Annotated in this window: 19 protein-coding genes; 11 read left to right on the top strand and 8 right to left on the bottom strand. The window is 41.8% G+C overall.

The window, feature by feature from the left end; translation table 11 throughout:
• Nucleotides 1–4: 4 nt before the first annotated feature.
• Entirely contained in the window at nt 5–784 is a 780-nt protein-coding gene (gene znuC, locus QZ106_RS08500) for a zinc ABC transporter ATP-binding protein ZnuC (protein WP_290521092.1), read from the bottom strand.
• Nucleotides 785–979: 195 nt separating this feature from the next.
• On the opposite strand from znuC, the gene mepM reads away from it, so the two are divergent.
• From mepM to lnt, 3 genes are all read left to right on the top strand, one after another.
• Complete coding sequence (mepM, locus tag QZ106_RS08495) at nt 980–2,509, top strand: murein DD-endopeptidase MepM (protein WP_295976425.1); 1,530 nt, start codon at nt 980–982, stop codon at nt 2,507–2,509.
• Nucleotides 2,510–2,702: 193 nt separating this feature from the next.
• The gene (corC, locus tag QZ106_RS08490) at nt 2,703–3,599 is read left to right on the top strand and encodes a CNNM family magnesium/cobalt transport protein CorC (protein WP_295976423.1); all 897 of its coding nucleotides are present in this window, start codon (nt 2,703–2,705) and stop codon (nt 3,597–3,599) included.
• 128 nt (nt 3,600–3,727) lie between these two features.
• Nucleotides 3,728–5,278: an apolipoprotein N-acyltransferase gene (lnt, locus tag QZ106_RS08485; RefSeq protein WP_295976421.1), complete on the top strand. Its 1,551-nt coding sequence runs from the start codon at nt 3,728–3,730 to the stop codon at nt 5,276–5,278.
• Between the two features lie 55 nt (nt 5,279–5,333).
• Here the strand turns inward: lnt and infA are convergent, their stop codons facing one another.
• From infA to lexA, 6 genes are all read right to left on the bottom strand, one after another.
• Nucleotides 5,334–5,552 (bottom strand): translation initiation factor IF-1, encoded by a 219-nt coding sequence (gene infA / locus QZ106_RS08480; RefSeq protein ID WP_005627617.1) that lies wholly within the window; start codon nt 5,550–5,552, stop codon nt 5,334–5,336.
• A 243-nt stretch (nt 5,553–5,795) separates the two neighbouring features.
• Nucleotides 5,796–6,245: a 50S ribosomal protein L9 gene (gene rplI, locus QZ106_RS08475; protein ID WP_021617038.1), complete on the bottom strand. Its 450-nt coding sequence runs from the start codon at nt 6,243–6,245 to the stop codon at nt 5,796–5,798.
• A 15-nt stretch (nt 6,246–6,260) separates the two neighbouring features.
• A complete protein-coding gene (rpsR, locus tag QZ106_RS08470; protein ID WP_005541294.1) occupies nt 6,261–6,491 on the bottom strand; it encodes a 30S ribosomal protein S18 in 231 nt (76 codons plus the stop codon).
• A gap of 12 nt (nt 6,492–6,503) precedes the next feature.
• Entirely contained in the window at nt 6,504–6,830 is a 327-nt protein-coding gene (gene priB / locus QZ106_RS08465) for a primosomal replication protein N (protein WP_295976418.1), read from the bottom strand.
• On the bottom strand, nt 6,817–7,194 hold the full coding sequence (gene rpsF / locus QZ106_RS08460) for a 30S ribosomal protein S6 (RefSeq protein ID WP_005555822.1): 378 nt from the start codon (nt 7,192–7,194) through the stop codon (nt 6,817–6,819). The genes priB and rpsF overlap by 14 nt, the downstream gene beginning before the upstream one ends.
• A gap of 168 nt (nt 7,195–7,362) precedes the next feature.
• Entirely contained in the window at nt 7,363–7,998 is a 636-nt protein-coding gene (gene lexA, locus QZ106_RS08455) for a transcriptional repressor LexA (RefSeq protein ID WP_295976413.1), read from the bottom strand.
• Between the two features lie 201 nt (nt 7,999–8,199).
• On the opposite strand from lexA, the gene plsB reads away from it, so the two are divergent.
• Nucleotides 8,200–10,641, top strand: coding sequence for a glycerol-3-phosphate 1-O-acyltransferase PlsB (gene plsB / locus QZ106_RS08450; protein WP_295976410.1), 2,442 nt, complete (start codon nt 8,200–8,202; stop codon nt 10,639–10,641).
• A gap of 89 nt (nt 10,642–10,730) precedes the next feature.
• Here the strand turns inward: plsB and QZ106_RS08445 are convergent, their stop codons facing one another.
• Nucleotides 10,731–11,066, bottom strand: coding sequence for a hypothetical protein (locus tag QZ106_RS08445; RefSeq protein WP_295976408.1), 336 nt, complete (start codon nt 11,064–11,066; stop codon nt 10,731–10,733).
• Nucleotides 11,067–11,334: 268 nt separating this feature from the next.
• Between QZ106_RS08445 and tldD the strand changes: the two genes are divergently transcribed.
• The 7 genes from tldD (at nt 11,335) to cdd (ending at nt 19,908) form a co-directional block, all read left to right on the top strand.
• Nucleotides 11,335–12,783 (top strand): metalloprotease TldD, encoded by a 1,449-nt coding sequence (gene tldD / locus QZ106_RS08440; protein ID WP_295976406.1) that lies wholly within the window; start codon nt 11,335–11,337, stop codon nt 12,781–12,783.
• A 45-nt stretch (nt 12,784–12,828) separates the two neighbouring features.
• Entirely contained in the window at nt 12,829–14,673 is a 1,845-nt protein-coding gene (locus QZ106_RS08435) for a hypothetical protein (RefSeq protein ID WP_295976404.1), read from the top strand.
• Nucleotides 14,674–14,935: 262 nt separating this feature from the next.
• Nucleotides 14,936–16,054 carry a spermidine/putrescine ABC transporter ATP-binding protein PotA gene (potA, locus tag QZ106_RS08430; protein WP_295976403.1) on the top strand — a complete coding sequence of 373 codons (1,119 nt, stop codon included), beginning with the start codon at nt 14,936–14,938 and terminating at the stop codon, nt 16,052–16,054.
• Nucleotides 16,038–16,898 carry a spermidine/putrescine ABC transporter permease PotB gene (gene potB, locus QZ106_RS08425; protein ID WP_295976401.1) on the top strand — a complete coding sequence of 287 codons (861 nt, stop codon included), beginning with the start codon at nt 16,038–16,040 and terminating at the stop codon, nt 16,896–16,898. The genes potA and potB overlap by 17 nt, the downstream gene beginning before the upstream one ends.
• A complete protein-coding gene (gene potC / locus QZ106_RS08420) occupies nt 16,898–17,671 on the top strand; it encodes a spermidine/putrescine ABC transporter permease PotC (RefSeq protein ID WP_290521082.1) in 774 nt (257 codons plus the stop codon). Before potB ends, potC begins: the two co-directional genes overlap by 1 nt.
• A gap of 130 nt (nt 17,672–17,801) precedes the next feature.
• A complete protein-coding gene (locus tag QZ106_RS08415) occupies nt 17,802–18,899 on the top strand; it encodes an extracellular solute-binding protein (protein WP_295976400.1) in 1,098 nt (365 codons plus the stop codon).
• A 112-nt stretch (nt 18,900–19,011) separates the two neighbouring features.
• Entirely contained in the window at nt 19,012–19,908 is an 897-nt protein-coding gene (gene cdd, locus QZ106_RS08410; protein WP_295976398.1) for a cytidine deaminase, read from the top strand.
• Nucleotides 19,909–19,994 lie beyond the last annotated feature (86 nt).

Genomic DNA, 19,994 nt, shown 5'->3' with positions numbered 1-19,994 from the left:
CATATTACCTTGCGTGGGAGTGTTTCGGTTCCATGTTGCAGATATCTCCATGCATATCATGACGATGATTGTGATGATGGGTATAAACTGCAATGTTTTTAGAAAATTGATCGCCAAAAAAGTGAATAAATGTTGGGTCATTAGACACGGTTTCCGGCGTGCCGGCACAGCAAATATGCTGATTAACACAAAGCACTTCATTGGTGTCTGCCATCACAATATGTAAGTCATGGGATACCATTAAAATGGCGCAATTAAGTTGCTTTTGGGTTTGATTGATCAGCTGGTAGAGTTCTGCCTGACCGGTCATATCCACCCCTTGAGTCGGTTCATCCAAGACCAATAAATTCGGTTTATTTAACATCGCTCGCGCCAATAGCACCCGTTGCATTTCGCCACCGGAGAGCTTTTGCATACTGTTGTGCATTAAATGGGTAATCGACAAGCGCGTCATAGCGTCTTGAATATCTTGTTGTCCAATGCCTTTTTTTAGGGATAAAAATTTCTCCACAGTGATGGGAAGATTGTGATCCAAATGGATTTTCTGCGGTACATAACCAATGCGAATGTGTTTGTTATAAATGACTTGACCTGACGTGGGCTGTTGCAATTTTAGCAAGACTTTCAATAAGGTCGATTTACCTCCACCGTTTGGACCGACAATGGTAATAATGGAGTTGGGATAAACCGTCAAGTTAATGTTGCTTAACGCCACGTGTTGCCCGTATTTCACATTAATATTTTTTAATTCAACTAAAGGCAATTTAATTGCATTGATTTGCATATGAATTTTGGCATTTTGTTTTGAGGAAAAATTGCGCTAAAAATAACTTATTTTTTGAAGTTTAACAAGTTGAACGCAAATTTCTGTGTATAATGACGAGATTCATTTTAATTTATGTTTTGATGAATTTTTTTTTATTCATGTGGTCGTAACTACTATTCTGATGAAGGGTTTGTTGTAAAGGAAGTTGGTGCTGTGCAGTATATTATGTTGGCTAGAGATCGCCGTAAAAGAAAATCTCGTATAAAAGCCGTTATTTTTTTTATTGCGATTTGCTCAATTGCGCTTGGTATTTTTTTGCGCTTAAACGACAGTGCTTCCGATAAAGCGGAAACCATGGCTTATCCTCTTCATCTTGATTCTTCCATGACGAATGATCTCACTTCAAGCACGAATCAATTTCAAGACATTCTCGCTGATGCACTCTATCCCGCATCTGCCTATACGACCTCATTTGCGAATGAAACCTTGCAATCCTCACAAATTCTTGCGGATACTCGTGGGTTGAATACCGAAGATAATAATGCAACCTCTTATGAGGACGACCTTGGGCAAGATGACGAAGCGGAGGAAGTCACAACCCATGATGAATTCGATGGATTAGAAGGGTTGCCGAATGATGCTAAAGATGTGGTGGCGAATATTTTAGATGTGGCCGATCAGGCTATTCGGATTAAAGAACAATTCAGCCACACCGTTGTGAAAGGGGAAACATTAAAGGATGTCTTGGAGCTTTCCGGATTAGATGATGAGACCGGCAAGCAGTTGACCGAAGCCTATCCCGAATTAAAGCATTTACAGGCAGGGCAACAGTTTTACTGGATTTTGGATAATGATGGAAAATTAGAATATTTAAATTGGCTTGTTTCTCAAAAGAAAGAGCATACTTACGAATTGCAAGCAAGCGGACAATTTAAACGACAAATTATCGAAAAGAAAAGCACATGGAAGCGGGATGTTTTACGCGGTAGCATGGAAACGTCTTTTGTGAATAGTTTGAAGAGCATGGGACTGGAAAGTCGCCAAATTTATCAGTTATTTTCCGCCTTGCAGTGGCAAGTGAGCCTAAAACAGTTAAGTAAAGGCACAAAAATTTCCATTTTGGTCTCTCGTGAATATTTAGATGGCAAGCTCACCGGTCAGGGAAATGTGGAGGCGATTCACATTATCAGTAACGGTAAGAGCTATTATGCGATTCAAGCTGATAACGGTCGTTATTATAATCGCCAAGGTGAAACCTTAGGCAGAGGTTTTGCACGTTACCCATTGCAACGTCAAGCGCGGATTTCCTCGCCGTTTAACCCTGTTCGCCGCCACCCGATTACCGGCCGAATTGCTCCGCATAAAGGGGTGGATTTCGCCATGCCGACAGGTACACCGGTGATTGCGCCGGCGGATGGCACAGTAGAAAAAATTGCTTATCAAGCCCGTGGCGCCGGCCGTTATGTGGTGATTCGACATTCGCGTGAATACCAAACCGTTTATATGCATTTGAGCCGTCCTTTAGTGAAAGCAGGACAAACGGTCAAAAAAGGGGAAAGAATTGCGCTATCGGGGAATACCGGCGGGTCAACGGGACCGCACTTGCACTATGAATTTCATATTAACGGGCGTCCGGTCAATCCGATTACGGTAAAACTTCCCGGCACGAGCAGCAGTATGACCACAGCAGAACGTAAGGCGTTTTTAATTAAAGCGGCAGAAGTTGAACGCGCGTTACGCTAAATTTGTGTGTGGATTAAATGGCAAATTAAACAAGCAAGGTAAGCGTAAAGAGGGCATGCGGAATGTTTAAATGAATTTGTGACCTAGGACAAATTTCTTATAAAAAATCACCGCACTTTATGCTTATTTTTGCGCTTTGAATGTAAATATGGTACTTTTTATTCGTCAATCCGACGGTAATGATTAAATTTTTATGAACGAAGAACACTCGACCAATCAATCCGAAGCCAGTAAAAAATCCTTTTTCCAATCTCTTTTCGGGCGCTTTTTCCAAGGCGAACTGAAAAATCGTGAAGACTTAGTGGAAGTCATTCGTGATTCCGAACAAAACGATTTAATCGATCAAGATACCCGCGAAATGATTGAGGGCGTAATGGAAATCGCCGAATTGCGCGTGCGTGATATCATGATCCCGCGTTCTCAAATTGTCTTTATTGAAGCGGAACAGGATTTAGACTCCTGTTTGGATGTCATTATTGCATCAGCGCATTCCCGTTTTCCGGTGATTAAAGACGCAGATGATCGCGACAATATTGTCGGCATTTTACACGCCAAAGATTTGTTGAAATATTTGCGTGCCAGTGCAGAAGAATTTAATCTGCTTGATGTTATTCGCCCGACAATGATTGTGCCGGAAAGTAAACGTGTGGATAGAATGCTAAAAGATTTCCGCTCCGAACGTTTCCACATGGCCATTGTCGTGAATGAATTTGGTGGCGTCTCAGGGTTGGTCACTATTGAAGACGTATTAGAGCAAATTGTCGGAGACATTGAAGACGAATTTGATGAAGAAGATGTGGCAGATATTCGTCAGCTTTCCCGTCACACTTATGCAGTGCGCGCATTGACGGATATTGATGATTTTAATCAGCAATTTAACACGCAATTTGTTGACGAAGAAGTGGATACTATCGGTGGATTGATTATGCAGGCCTTTGGTTATTTACCGAAACGAGGTGAAGAAATTACGCTGGAAAATCTCCACTTTAAAGTGACGTCTGCCGACAGCCGACGCATTATCCAGTTGCGTGTTACCGTGCCGGATGAACACCTGCCGGAGAAGGAAAAAACAGAAGAGATTATCGAATAGTTTTCATTTTAACTTGATTTTTCATTATATCTTTAACGATGGCACGCGCTTTTCTAACGCGTGCCGTTTATTTCATTCAATAACAACATATTAGGGGTGTGTGCTGGGAGGCGTACGCCGTTTGCGTGATGAATAAATACTTAACTTACCTTATCGCACTGTTTTCCGGTGTTATTGGCGTATTTGCCTTCGCACCTTTCAATTACTGGCCGCTATCTTATGTTTCCTTGTTAGGATTAATTTGGGCAATAAAAACGCCACAAAAATCCACCGCACTTTTTTCTGCCTTTTTATGGGGCTTAGGTTTTTTCACATTTGGCGTCAATTGGTTGCACGTCAGTATTCATCAATTCGGCGACGCACCTCTGGTGGTGAGCTATTTCTTAGTGGTTGTGTTGGCAGCCTATTTATCTTTATATCCGCTCCTATTTGCCTATTTGGTACGTCGTCTGCAAGTGCAACGAGCGGTGATGTATCCGGTACTGTGGACGTTTACGGAATTCCTGCGTGGTTGGGTCTTTACTGGTTTTCCTTGGTTGCAGTTTGGCTATACGCAGATTGAGAGTCCTTTTGCAGGCATTGCACCGATTTTTGGTGTTACCGGATTAACATTTTTTACGGTGTTTGTGAGTGCGGTCATTTTTAACGGCGTTTTTGCATGGCTAAGCGCACCACGCAAGAGCACGATGGTGGTGGCGAATGTCTTGATTCTAGCCGTTGTTGCTTTGCTTGCGGGTTATACGTCCAAAGCAAAATATGTGCAAGACATCCCTGAAAAAGCCGTGAATATCACCTTAGTTCAAGGCAATATTAAGCAAAATTTAAAATGGGATCCGAATTATTTGTCTCAAACCATGGAAAATTATGGGCGATTGATTGGCGATAATTTGGGGAAAACAGATTTAATTATTTTGCCGGAAGCCGCATTTCCTACTTATGAAAATAATATCCAACCATTTTTCCAAATGCTCCAATCCATGGCGGAAAAAACGAATACAGAAGTGATGGTTGGAACGATTTATCGTGATGAGTCTGTGGGTAAATTATTCAATTCTATTGCGGTAGTTGGTAATAAAGCAATGCCTTATGAGCTAAAAACGCCTAACCGCTATAATAAACATCATTTAGTGCCATTTGGTGAGTATGTCCCGTTAGAAAGCCTTTTACGCCCGCTTGGAACGGTGTTTAATTTGCCGATGTCAGCTTTTCAAAGTGGTGATTTTGTTCAAAAACCACTCTCAGCCAAAAATGTTAATTTCACAGCGGCGATTTGTTATGAAATTATTTTGGGCGCGCAGTTACAGAAAAATAAGGTAGAGGATTCCGATTTTATTTTAACCATTTCTAATGATGCGTGGTTCGGCAATTCCATTGGTCCATGGCAACATTTGCAAATGGCACAAATGCGAGCATTAGAGTTTGGTAAGCCTGTCATTCGTGCCACGAACACAGGTGTTACCGCATTTATTAATGCACAAGGGGAAATCGTGGCGCAAGCACCACAATTTGTGGAAACCGTACTTACGCATAAGATCGCGCCGACAGAAGGCAAAACGCCTTATGCCGTATTAGGTGATACTCCTTTATTTATTCTAAGTGCGGTCTTTTTCTTGCTACATTTCTTGGGTGGATTTGTTCAGCGTCGTATCTTGAAAAAGATGCAATATCCAACAACTTAAAAAACAAAAACACCGGAGAATATCCGGTGTTTTTGTTGATTCGGTGAGGCGAACATTAACGGCTACGGAAAATGATGCGGCCTTTGCTTAAATCGTAGGGTGTCATTTCTACGGTGACTTTATCACCGGTTAAAATACGAATGTAGTTCTTACGCATCTTGCCCGAAATATGTGCAGTTACCACATGGCCGTTTTCTAACTCAACGCGAAACATGGTGTTTGGTAAGGTTTCCAGAATTGTACCTTGCATTTCAATGCAATCTTCTTTTGCCATTTGATCCTCTAAAAATAATTAATCGGTTTTCCCGCCGGCATCTGTTGGCGGGATCTCATATGAAAATTCGGTGCGAATTATACCGTTTTTATTGGAAACAAGGAAGTTTTTCTCCGGACAATCCGCTTTGCTTAAATTTCATTTTGGATGATTCATCGTTTTTAAACATGGCCGGAATCAAACTTGTGATAACGCCAATATAAAAAGCCCGGCATTAAACCGGGCTTTTTTCGTAAAACTGAATTATTCAGCAACAATAACAACGTTTAAGTGAGAGAAGACTTCACCATGGAATTGGAAAGTTACTTCATGTTCACCAAGTGTACGGATTAAACCGTTTGGTAAACGCACTTCACTTTTCGCCACTTCAACGCCTTTTGCAGTGATTGCATCAGCGATGTCACGAGTACCGATAGAACCGAATAAACGACCTTCGTCACCTGCTTTAGACGCGATGGTTACAGAACCTAATGCCTCTAAGCGTGCTGCGCGGTCAACAGCTGCAGCTAATGCTTGAGCTGCTTTTTCTTCTAATTCTGCACGGCGTGCTTCGAAATGTTCAATGTTTGCTTTGGTTGCCATAACTGCTTTACCTTGTGGGATTAAGTAGTTACGTGCGAAACCGGATTTCACATTGACTTGATCGCCCACTTTACCTAAGTGTGCAATTTTGTCTAAAAGAATTACTTGCATTTGACCTTCCCCTTCTTAGTGATGATGTGTATCAGAGTAAGGTAATAACGCTAAATAACGTGCGCGTTTGATTGCGCGAGCTAATTGGCGTTGGTACTTCGCACGAGTACCGGTAATGCGGCTTGGTACAATTTTGCCGCTTTCAGAAATGTAGTTCTTTAATGTAGCGATATCTTTGTAATCGATTTCAACAACATTTTCCGCTGTGAAACGGCAGAACTTACGACGACGGAAATAACGTGCCATTTGGCTAGTCTCCTAATCTATAAATTCGATTTGCTCGGCATGTAGGACTAATTGTGTTGACCCATTATTTAATTGATGGGTGGTTAAGAAACCTAGAATTAATACTTTACTGCCGACCGTAATGCCTTGAGTTTTTTCTACTAATTGATTGCCACTGATTTGAACGGGCATTTTACACCAGGCTTGTCGCATTAAATTTGCTTCTTGCTGGGTCGAACGATGTTCCAATAAAAATTGGCAATGTTCAATTCCATTCGGGCTTTTGCGTCGTTTAGGATTATTGGCGACAACACCAATAATAGATAAACGATTATCAATGTTCAAATTACTCTTCAGCATCCTCAAAATCGTTGGATTCAACTTCAGTTAAAGCTTTACGATCATCTTTTGCTTTAACCATTGGGGACGCTTCGGTTACGGCGTGCTTAGTGTGAATAACAAGGCTGCGCAATACAGCATCGTTATAACGGAAAGTCGTTTCTAGCTCGTCGATGACTTGTTGAGGCGCTTCTACATTCATAAGCACATAGTGTGCTTTATGTAATTTGTTAATTGGGTATGCTAATTGACGGCGACCCCAATCTTCTAGGCGATGAATTTGACCGCCGGCTTCTTTTACAGAACCGGTATAACGTTCAATCATCCCTGGTACTTGCTCGCTTTGATCCGGATGGACCATAAACACGATTTCGTAGTGACGCATTACTGCTCCTTACGGGTTAATCAGCCTCCAACGTTAAGACCAGTCACCAATCTTGTGGAAGCAAGGAACTTATTCGGACGTGACTGAGGGCGCAAATTATACACGGAATCCGAGTTTTTGCAATAAAAGTGCGGTCATTTTTTTCAGTGTTTTTCCCCTTGGGCGTTTTTACATCCAAGCATTATTACGAATAATGCCGACTGCGATACCTTCGATTTCAAAATGCGGACGTTGGGTTAAATCTACGACAATTGGGGCAAATTCTTCGTTTTCAGCGTGCAAGTAAATCATCGAACCTTTACGCTCCAAGCGTTTTACTGTCACTTCATCTTCAATACGAGCAACCACAACTTGACCATTGCGCACATCTTTTGTGCTATGCACTGCTAGTAAGTCGCCATCTAAAATACCAATGTCTTTCATGGATTGCCCATACACCTTGAGCAGAAAATCCGCTTGTGGTTTAAACATTGCAGGATCAACATGATATGTGCCTTCGATATGCTGTTCGGCTAAAATCGGCTCACCGGCGGCAACGCGACCAATGAGGGGAAGGCCGGGTTCTTCTTCTGCATGATTATCTTCCAATAAAAGACGAATGCCACGTGATGCACCGGAAACAATTTCAATGACACCTTTTTTCGCCAAAGCCTTCAAATGTTCTTCTGCTGCATTAGGAGAGCGAAACCCTAACTCTTTTGAAATCTCCGCTCGCGTTGGTGGCATACCTGTGGTTTCCAGGTGATGTTTAAGAAAATCATAGACTTCTTGCTGGCGGGCTGTGAGTGGTTTCATAATATTCATCCTGTTCATATATACATAAATAACTGGTATTATATACAGAAAAATAAGCAGTGCAATCTTTTCTTTGGTAAAAGATAACGCGAATGATGACGTTATCTGAGAATTGTGTCGTAGGTCACTAATTCAGTAAAATTTTTATGCTAAACTAGCGCAAGTTTGACAACCTTTTAGTGATATGACGTTATAACAAGGACATTTATTATGGCGAGTTTTCTTAATGCTTATCGAAAATTGCTCGAGTTGCCATTGTCGATTTTAGTAAAAAATAATCCGATTCCACATCACCCTATTGAAGAATTAGCACTGAATGTTGCGCAACCTGTCGTTTATGTGTTGCCTTACACCTCTGAAACCGACTTTGTGATTTTCCGCAAAAACTGTTTGAGCGTCGGTTTACCGGATCCCTTGGAGCAAAATGAAATTAATGGGCGTGTTTTGCCACGTTTTGTCTTTTTAGATGAAGGACGGCGCTTTTTTAAATCCAAAGGTGCGAAGAAAGAAACCATCACGATCTTCAATAACTATTTGGAATTGCACCGCACTTTGCCAGAATTAGATGTTCAACTCATTCCGGTTTCGGTTTTGTGGGGAAGAGCGCCGGGACGCGAAGACAAAACCGGTTTACCGAATTTACGTTTGTTAAACGGACTACAAAAAACCATCGCAGCACTCTGGTTTGGACGGGATACTTTTGTACGTTTTTCTCAAGCGGTATCTTTGCGTTATATGACGCGTGAGCATGGCTTTGATCAGAAAATCGCACAAAAACTCGCCCGCGTGGCAAAAATACACTTTGCCAAGCAGCGGATTTCTGCGACTGGTCCGCGTTTGCCTAATCGCCAAGCGATGTTTAATAAACTATTGCAACAACCGGTGATATTGGCGGCCATTGAGGATGAAGCGAAAAGCAAAAATATCAGTAAAGAAAAAGCCTATAAAGAAGCCGAAAAAATTTTAGATGAAATCGCTGCCAATGTGAGTTATGAAGGCTTACGCATGGCAGATCGTTTCTTGCGTTGGCTATGGAATAAACTTTATCAAGGTATCGATGTAGAAAATGCTGATCGCGTGCGGAAATTAGCGTTAGAGGGGCATGAAATCGTGTATGTGCCTTGCCATCGCAGTCATATTGACTATCTCTTGCTTTCCTATGTGTTATATCACCAAGGTTTGGTACCGCCACATATCGCCGCCGGAATTAACCTAAATTTCTGGCCAGTTGGGGGCATGTTCCGCCGTGGTGGGGCATTCTTTATTCGTCGTACCTTTAAAGGCAATCGCTTGTATTCCACCATTTTCCGTGAATATTTGGCGGAATTGTTCCATCGTGGTTATTCTGTGGAATACTTTATTGAAGGCGGGCGTTCCCGTACTGGTCGCTTGTTAGCGCCAAAAACCGGCATGATGTCGATGACTTTGCAAGCCTTACAGCAGCAACAAACCCGACCGATTTCTGTCGTGCCGGTGTATGTGGGGTATGAACACGTTTTAGAAGTGGACACATATGCAAAAGAGCTGCGTGGAGCGGCAAAAGAAAAAGAAAATGCCGGTTTGGTGTTACGGGTAATCAAAAAGTTACGCAATTTGGGCAAAGGTTATGTGAATTTTGGTGAGCCGATTACTTTAAGCAATTATTTGAACCAGCATTTCCCGGAATGGAAAGCTCCATTGGAAGATCGCCCACAATGGTTTAACAAAGCGGTTGATGCGGTCTCTCATCAAGTAATGGTGAATATCAACAAAGCGGCTGCAGTGAATGCCATGAACTTAACCGGTACAGCGTTGTTATCCTCCCGACAACGTGCGCTATCTCGCGAGCAATTGTTAGAGCAACTTGCCAGTTATCAACAATTCTTGCAAAACGTGCCATATTCCGATGATGTGGTTATTCCAACGGAAAAACCGGAAATTATGCTTGATCATGTGTTAAGTTTGGATCGCATTGGTATTTTGGTGGAAAAAGACAATTTTGGTGAAATTGTTCGCTTGGAACGTTCTTCTGCTGTATTAATGACCTACTACCGCAATAATATCCAGCACCTTTTTGTCTTGCCATCATTGGTTGCCAGCATTGTGTTGCATTATGAGGCGATTCAAAAAACCTTAGTGCTGGATAGTGTATTGAAAATTTATCCGTTCTTGCGTAGCGAATTATTCCTGCATTTTAATGAAGAGGAGCAAATTGCTGAGCGGGTAGAGCATATTATTCAAGAATTTCAACGGCAAAATATTATTAAACATAGTGAAAATGTGTTGACTATCAATAAGCCGAATATTCGGATGCTACAATTGTGGTCTGCCGGTGTGCGTGAAATTTTGCAACGTTACTACATCACCGTGAATTTGTTGCAAAATAATCCATTGATTTCTCGTGCGAATTTGGAAAAAGAAAGTCAGTCTGTAGCGCAACGCTTGTCTGTTCTGCATGGCATTAATGCACCAGAATTTTTTGATAAAGCGGTTTTCTCTGCTTTTACGAATAGCTTAAAAGAACAGGGCTATTTCAATGAAAGTGGCACAGCCAATACGGAAAAACTACAGGAATTAGCCACGATCTTAACGCATTTAATTTCTACTGAGATTTGCCTAACGATTAACGGTGCGGTGGCGAAAGTGGAAGAAAAAGAGCAGGATGAGAATTAACTAAAATAATAAACATCAATTAGCCGCCAGAAGCCTGATTATGATATCGGACGTTTGGTGCGCTAATTGATTTTTTATTTATTGATTATCTAAATACACCCACCACAGCTACCACAACGCCAATCCTCTGGATTTACGGCTTGGTAAAATGCCCGCATATACTCTTCTTCTAATGGAATATTGTATTGAATAAATAAATCAGATAACCAATCCATGTTAGCGAGTATCCAATCATTTTCATCTAAGCCTTCTAAATAAAGTTCATCTTCGGGATCCATGAAATTATAAATATTTTTTGTTCCCATATCTTTATCCCGTCGTTCAGCAGGAAGTGTAAGAGGCAGTCCGTTATAACTGATTTCCCAATGACCTAAACAAAGCGTATGACCTTTTGATGTCCAGTTGGCAGTAAATGGATTTTCCATGATTTTTTATACGTTGCTGTAATAAAGGTGGGGAGGAGTATAAAACGTGAAATGAAATGAGCCATACTACAAACATGGTAATCCTGTGGGTAATCATAAAAAACTTGATCTCACGCAAAGAGAATACCTCAAAAAGTTTAAGCCCGTTTTTCATGAGAATGAATTTATCCTCTTTATTTTGCTAACTTTTCTTTTTGCTTTAGGTAGAAATTCGCTATAATTCTAAGCAATTTTTTTATGTTTTTGATTTATTTTTGAGTGTGATTTCATGTTAAAGCAAGTGACCGACTCCCTATTAGTTCGCAATAATTTAGCATTATCAGATTTGTCTAATCTGTTCGATACCTTAGCGCAACGCAACGTGGATTATGGCGATTTATATTTTCAGCTAAGTCAGGATGAAAACTGGGTATTGGAAGACGGAATTATTAAAGAAGGCGGATTTCATATTGATCGCGGCGTGGGCGTACGTGCGGTAAGCGGTGAGAAAACCGGTTTTGCTTATTCTGACCAAATTAATTTAGTCAATTTGCAACAATGCGCCCAAGCGGTGCGTGGTATTGCACAACCTTCCCAAGGTAATTTTATTCTGCCGGTGAGATTTAACCCGGTGGATGCGCCTTTGCGTTATCAATCCATTAATCCGCTATACAGTTTAAGTCAAGAGCAAAAAATAGAATTATTGCGCTTAGTGGACAAAACTGCCCGCTCGGAAGACCCACGAGTGGTGCAGGTGAATGCCGGTTTAAGTATGGTGTATGAAGAAATGTTGGTGGCGGCCACTGACGGCACCTTGGCTGCAGATATTCGTCCACTCATTCGTTTATCGGTTTCCGTATTGGTAGAACAAGACGGTAAGCGCGAACGTGGTAGTGCGGGCGCAGGCGGTCGTTTCGGCTTGGAATGGTTCTTTGAGAGCTATCAAGGTGAGCAAAGAGCGGTCTATTTTGCGAAAGAATCGGTGCGTCAAGCATTGGTAAATTTAGGTGCGGTGGCGGCACCGGCAGGATTAATGCCGGTGGTGTTGGGCGCAGGTTGGCCGGGCGTGTTATTACACGAAGCGGTAGGGCATGGCTTGGAAGGCGATTTTAATCGTAAAGAAAGTTCATTGTTTACCGGCAAAATCGGCGAATTAGTCACATCGCCGTTATGCACAATTGTGGATGATGGCACTTTAATGGATCGCCGAGGATCAGTCACTGTTGACGATGAAGGTGTGCCGAGCCAACATAACGTGCTAATTAAAGACGGTATTTTGCAGAAATACATGCAAGATAAAATGAATGCCCGTTTGATGGGCGTGCAGCCGACAGGCAATGGACGTCGTGAATCCTATGCCCATTTGCCAATGCCTCGTATGACCAATACTTATATGTTGGCAGGCAAAGATAAATTTGAGGATTTAGTGGCGTCCGTAGAACACGGCATTTTTGCACCGCACTTTGGTGGCGGCCAAGTGGATATTACTTCCGGTAAATTTGTGTTCTCCACCTCCGAAGCCTATTTGATCGAAAAAGGCAAAATCACCAAGCCGGTGAAGGGCGCAACCTTAATCGGTAGTGGTATTGAAGTGATGCAAAATGTGTCCATGGTTGCGGATGAAGTGGAATTGGATCATGGTGTTGGCACTTGTGGTAAAGAAGGACAAAGCGTACCGGTGGGCGTAGGGCAACCGGCATTGAAAATCGATCAGATTACCGTAGGTGGGACAAATTAATACGTACGCAATATCGCATTGTTAAATAGCGGAGATCATCAATAAATGAAAAAATCGACATATTTGTTTTTGGGACTTCTTGTATGCGGGGTTGCCGGTGGTGGATATTACTGGCATCAAGAGCAGAAATTCAATGATCCTAATGGGGTTAAAATCACGTTAAACCCGATTCAACCAACACAGTATCAGGCTGAAGGGGGAGAAATAATTGCACCGTTAGTGATTGATTTTAGTGCGAATATTGTTGCACCGAATCAAGTAAAAGCACCTATTGCGCAGGGCATTAAGCTTCTTCCATCAGTGAAAGGGCAGTGGACATGGGAAAATGAACACGCACTGGCTTTTTTGCCGGCGCAAGATTGGGCGGCGGGGCAAGAATATCAGGTGACTCTAGACAGACAACTACTTAATGCAAGCTTATCCTATGCACCGGAAGTTACCCAACCTCAAACGGTTAAAACAGCGCCTTTTAGTGTCGTCCGTGCGGAAGGGGAATTTTCTCAAGATGCTATTTCAGGACAGCATTATGCAGTGGGTCATATTGTTTTCTCTCATCCGGTCGATCCGAAAGTGCTGGAACACGCCATTGAATTTAAGTTAGTTCAACAACCGAAGGGAAAAGAGGCTACGCTAATAAAAACGTTGCCTTTTCACGTCACTTATTCTGACAATCAACTCGAAGCTTGGATTCGTTCTGAGCCGTTAGCGCTCGCAACGCAAGAGGATGAGTTTGTGCAAATTAGCCTCTTGAAGTCACTACAATCGAAATTAGGCGGAAATGTATTAGATAAAGATGTTGGCATTCCCCTAATTGCCATTCCGAATGAATTTAGTTTGAAAAACACACAAAGCACATTTTCTTTTGTAAATGATGAGGAAGATGTCCTTGATCAGGTGCTAACACTGCATTTTAACAACGAAGTGAATGAAGAGGATATTGCGGATAGTTTGGTTGCGGTGTTACTGCCAGCTTTGCCGAAAGGTGAAACGTGGTCTTATGAAAAATTAAATGAATCTGCCCTGTTACAGGGCGAGGTGATTAAGCCGGAGCTTCTTGGTGAGGGGCAATCTTATACGACAAAAACGGCTTTTCGTCTGAGCGTGCCGGAAGAACGTTGCGTGTATTTTATTTTGAATAATGAGTTCACCGCAAAAGGGGGCTATCATTTTAAAGATCCATTAGGCAGTTTAGCGTGCTTACCTCATTATCCGCATCATGTAGAGTTTGTCGGTCAAGATGATCTTCTTCCGCAATACTGGAATAGCAAAATTAATTTAAAAATACGTAATGCGCAAAGTGTAATATTAGATGTTGCACCATTATCGAAAACACAAGTACTTTCAATGATTAATTGGAGCGCGCCATCTCTTCAACCATCAGATTTGGCTGTCTTTAAGCCGGAAAAAGCAACGCTTTTCAAAACAGAGACGTTACATACCGAAGGTGAAAATCCACGTTACTTTGATTTTCTTTCCGTGGATTTAGCTGAAAAAGGGCTACCTCCGAAAGGCATTTTTTGGTTAAAAGCTGAAGTTCCTGTACTGGCAGAGAAAACAGAAGTGGAAAGTGCGGTCAAAAATGACATCGATCAGGTGACAGACAAATTGACGGACTATCGCTTGCTTGTGTTAACCGATTTTGACGTGACAACGGAGATGGAGGATAGTGGTAAGTATGTCGTTAAGGTAAAATCCTTAGCCACCGGCGAACCGATTGAGGGCGCAACCATTCGTCTCGTGACGGCAACGGCAGAAGAAATAGAGGCACAAGCAACTAATGAGAAAGGGGAAACCACCATTGAATTGCCGAAAGAAAATGCCGGTAAGACGTATGTGCTTTGGATTACCAAGGGCGATGACGCCTCTTTTGTGATTATTCATGCCCCTTAATGGGGTCTATTACGCCTTGCATTGACGGAGATTTAACCTGAACATTTTTTTGTATGCTACTTAGCAAGTTTAAATGTAAAAGCGGTTAATTTGTCTGTGTAAAAAGAGGCAGTTAAATTTGTGATTAATGTCTTTTCATTGGGGGCTAATCACTATATCATTAGCAGCTCATATTTATCATCGCCGCTTATCTTTTATGATAAGTATTTGTTTCTAATTTTTATCGAAAAACTTCGGTACGTTAGGGAGAAAACCAAAGCTAGTGGAAAACTCGGTTCAAAACAAGCCAATTATTGAGCTTCGTTCAATCAAAAAATCCTACGGTTCCAATACCATTATTAACGATTTTAATTTAATCATTAATAATGGTGAATTTGTCACCATTCTTGGTCCATCTGGTTGTGGTAAAACCACTGTGTTACGTTTATTGGCAGGATTGGAAGAATTAGATTCCGGCAACATTATTTTGGACGGTGAAGACATTACCAATGTACCGGCAGAAAAACGCCACATTAACACCGTATTCCAAAGTTATGCCTTATTTCCACATATGACGATTTTTGAAAACGTGGCTTTCGGTTTGCGCATGCAAAAAGTGCCGGAAAGCGAGATCAAACCTCGTGTATTAGAGGCATTGCGTATGGTTCAGTTGGAAGAGATGGCAGAACGTAAACCTACCCAACTTTCCGGCGGACAACAACAACGTATCGCAATTGCTCGCGCGGTGGTCAATAAACCGAAAGTCTTGTTACTTGATGAATCTCTGTCTGCGCTGGATTATAAATTGCGCAAACAAATGCAATATGAATTAAAGCAATTACAACGCCAATTAGGCATTACCTTTATTTTCGTGACCCATGACCAAGAAGAGGCGATCACCATGTCTGATCGTATTGTCTTATTGCGTAAAGGTAAAATTGCACAAGACGGCTCTCCGCGTGAGATTTATGAAGATCCGGCAAACTTGTTTGTGGCGCGTTTCATCGGCGAAATTAATGTTTTTGATGCAACCGTCATTGAACGCAAATCAGACGATGTAGTACTTGCCAATGTGGAAGGCCGTATTTGTGATATTTATACGGATATTCCGGTCGAAAAAGATCAACAACTTCAAGTGTTGCTTCGTCCTGAAGATATTGTGATTGAAGAGCTGGATGAACACGAACATTCTAACGCGATTATCGGTCACATTATCGACCGCACTTACAAAGGTATGACTCTTGAATCTACCGTAGAATTCGAGCACAACGGCAAACGCGTGTTAGTGAGCGAGTTTTTCAATGAAGACGATCCTCATATGGATCACAGTATTGGTCAACGTGTAGGGATTACTTGGCACGAAGGTTGGGAGGTTGTACTCAACGATGAAGATAATCAATAATAAATTTCAGAAAATTACTGTTGCGATTATCTTCGGTTGGCTCATTTTCTTTGTGCTAATTCCAAACTTATTGGTATTAGTCGTAAGTTTCTTAACCCGAGATGGTAGTAACTTTTATGCCTTGCCATTTAACTTGGATAACTACATCAACCTGTTTAATCCGCTTTATGCGCAGGTGGTGTGGAATTCATTGTATATGTCGGGCATTGCCACCATTATTTGCTTACTGATCGGCTATCCATTCGCCTTTATGGTCAGCAAAATTCATCCGAAATATCGACCGCTCTTATTGTTCCTTGTGGTATTGCCATTCTGGACAAACTCGCTGATTCGTATTTACGGTATGAAAGTGTTCCTTGGTGTGAAAGGCGTGTTGAATACCCTGTTGATGGACATGGGCATTTTGAGTGAACCGATTCGCATTCTAAACACAGAGGTGGCGGTGATCATCGGTTTAGTCTATTTGCTTCTGCCATTTATGATTTTGCCACTGTACTCCGCGATTGAAAAATTAGACGGACGGTTATTGGAAGCCGCAAAAGACTTAGGCGCTAATGCGTTTCAACGTTTCTTCCGTGTGATTTTACCTCTCACCATGCCGGGCATTGTGGCAGGTTGCCTGTTGGTATTGTTACCGGCAATGGGCATGTTCTATGTCGCGGACTTACTTGGTGGTGCGAAAGTCTTACTTGTGGGTAACGTGATTAAGAGTGAATTCTTAATTTCCCGCAACTGGCCATTCGGCTCGGCAATCAGTATCGGCTTAACGATTCTCATGGCCTTGTTAATTTTTGTGTACTACCGTGCCAATAAACTATTGAATAAGAAAGTGGAGTTAGAATAATGAGCCGTTTACTACGTAATATCTTTATGTTTGTGGTATACGCTTATTTGTATATCCCGATTATTATTTTGGTGACTAACTCCTTCAACGAAGACCGTTATGGCTTAAGTTGGAAAGGCTTTAGCTGGAACTGGTATGAACGGCTGTTTAACAATGATACTTTAATTCAAGCAGCGATTCATTCTGTAACGATTGCTTTCTTTGCAGCAACCCTCGCTACCATTGTAGGCGGTTTAACTGCGATTGCGCTTTATCGTTATCGTTTCCGTGGCAAACAAGCCGTAAGTGGTATGTTGTTTATCGTGATGATGTCGCCGGATATCGTGATGGCGGTATCCTTACTCGCGTTGTTTATGGTTGTAGGGATTTCTTTAGGTTTCTGGTCCTTATTGTTGGCACACGTGACCTTCTGTTTGCCTTATGTCACGGTCACTATTTTCTCCCGCTTAAACGGTTTCGATGCAAGAATGTTAGAAGCTGCGAAAGATTTGGGTGCCAGTGAAGTGACGATTTTACGCAAAATCATCCTGCCACTTGCATTACCAGCGGTGGTGTCCGGTTGGTTGTTAAGCTTTACCATCTCACTCGATGATGTTGTGGTGTCCTCTTTCGTGAGCGGTGTAAGCTATGAAATCCTACCGTTGCGTATTTTCTCCTTGGTGAAAACCGGGGTGACACCGGAAGTAAACGCCCTTGCAACCATCATGATCGTGCTTTCATTATTACTCGTAGTTGCTAGCCAATTTATCGGCAGAAAACACAAAGACATCTAGTCGTAATAATGTTTCACAAATAATTTAATATCACATACAATACGCCTTGACGCACAATCAAGGCGTTTTTTTATACCTGCATTTTATGCAGGTGGTTTTTTTTCACCTCTTTTACGGAGAACAAACAAAAATGAAAAAATTTGCCGGTTTATTCACCGCAAGTATGATCGCTGTTGCCCTGACAGGTTGTAACGAGAAAGACAACAAACAAGCGCAAACCGCGCCGGAAGCCCCTAAAGCTGAAGCGCCTGCAAATGATACCGTGTATCTTTATACATGGACTGAATATATACCGGATGGTCTTTTAGATGATTTCACCAAAGAAACCGGTATTAAAGTGATTGTGTCAAGTCTTGAATCAAACGAGACAATGTATGCGAAATTAAAAACGCAAGGCGCATCCGGTGGTTATGATGTAATTGCACCGTCTAACTACTTCGTGTCTAAAATGGCACGCGAAGGGATGCTAAAAGAACTTGATCACAGCCAATTACCTGTTATTAAAGAATTAGATCCTGATTGGCTCGACAAACCTTATGACAAAGGCAATAAATATTCCCTTCCGCAATTATTAGGTGCACCGGGTATTGCATTCAACACCAATAGCTACAAAGGCACCGATTTCACCTCTTGGGGCGATTTATGGAAACCGGAATTTGCCAATAAAGTACAATTATTAGATGATGCCCGTGAAGTATTCAACATCGCGTTGTTAAAATTAGGTCAAGATCCAAATACGCAAGATCCGGTAATTATCAAACAGGCTTACGAAGAATTGTTGAAATTACGTCCAAACGTACTTTCTTTCAACTCTGATAACCCGGCGAACTCTTTTATTTCCGGTGAAGTAGAAGTGGGTCAATTATGGAATGGTTCCGTGCGCATCGCGAAAAAAGAACAAGCGCCTCTAAACATGGTATTCCCAAAAGAAGGGCCGGTCCTTTGGGTGGATAACCTTGCCATTACATCAACGTCTAAAAACCCGGAAGGCGCACATAAACTTATCAACTATATGTTAGGTGCGAAAGCGGCAGAAAAATTAACCTTAGCTATCGGCTACCCAACCGCTAACCTTGAAGCGAAAAAAGTGTTACCAAAAGAAATCACTGAAGATCCGTCAATCTATCCAACGGCTGAAGTATTAAAAAATAGCCACTGGCAAGATGATGTGGGTGATGCGATTCAATACTACGAACAATATTATCAAGAGCTAAAAGCAGCGAAATAATTTGTTCTCATAGCCATCACAAAAGTGCGGTCGAAATTTATATTAATTTTCAACCGCACTTTTTTTATCCGGTGCTAAGATAAGGAAATCAAAAACGAAAAAGGAGAGGATTATGACAACACCAATTTCAGACAAAATTCACCACGCGTTGTCTCAAATTGATAATGCGCTGTTAGCTCAGGATATTTGGCTTATTTTACAAGAGCAAAAATTTGTGGGATTCCTACCGCACTTTGTCGTACAGCACTTGTGCAACAAACATCAAATCACTCCTCAACAACTCTCCCTTCAACTGCTCCCCATTGCTGCTTGTTATGCCACCACGCCTATCTCACATTTTAATGTTGGCGCGATCGTCACAGGAGTGAGCGGCAATTTTTATTTTGGGGCGAATCAAGAATTTTGCCAAACGGATATTCAACAAACCATCCATGCCGAACAAAGTGCGATTAGTCATGCTTGGATGCGCGGAGAAAAACAAATCACCGATATTAGCGTCAACTACACGCCATGTGGCCATTGTCGCCAGTTTATGAATGAGTTAAATAGCGCAGAAAGATTACAAATTCATTTACCGCATAGCCAGAATAATCCGTTGCACCAATATTTACCTGATGCATTCGGGCCAAAAAACTTAAACATTCAGCTACATTTGCTGGATCAACATGACAATCAATTATCCTTAAACAGCAACGACCCGGTGATTTCACAAGCCCTTGCGATGGCTAACCAAGCACATGCGCCATATTCCAATTCCTTCCACGGTATCGCCATTCAAACCCGAAATCAGCATATTTATCACGGCAGTTATGCGGAAAATGCCGCCTTCAATCCAAGCTTGCCGGCAATGCAGGTGGCATTGAATTATCTGATATTAAGTGGAGAAGCCGTAGAAAACATTACCCGTGCGGTGATGGTAGAAAAACCACAGACGCTCAGTTATAAAAGGATGGCAGAGGATTTGCTGGAAAGTTTAACGAAGATTAAATTAGAGTACATTTTGGCCTAATGGTATTGAATAAAATACAGTGAACGTGCCTTTATGGTGTCCGCCTAGGTGTGGTGAGATTTTATCATCGATGCAAAATCTCTTAA

The sequence above is a fragment of the uncultured Aggregatibacter sp. genome (assembly GCF_901873365.1).
Lineage (GTDB): Bacteria > Pseudomonadota > Gammaproteobacteria > Enterobacterales > Pasteurellaceae > Aggregatibacter.
This window is presented reverse-complemented; position numbering and strand designations above follow the sequence as displayed.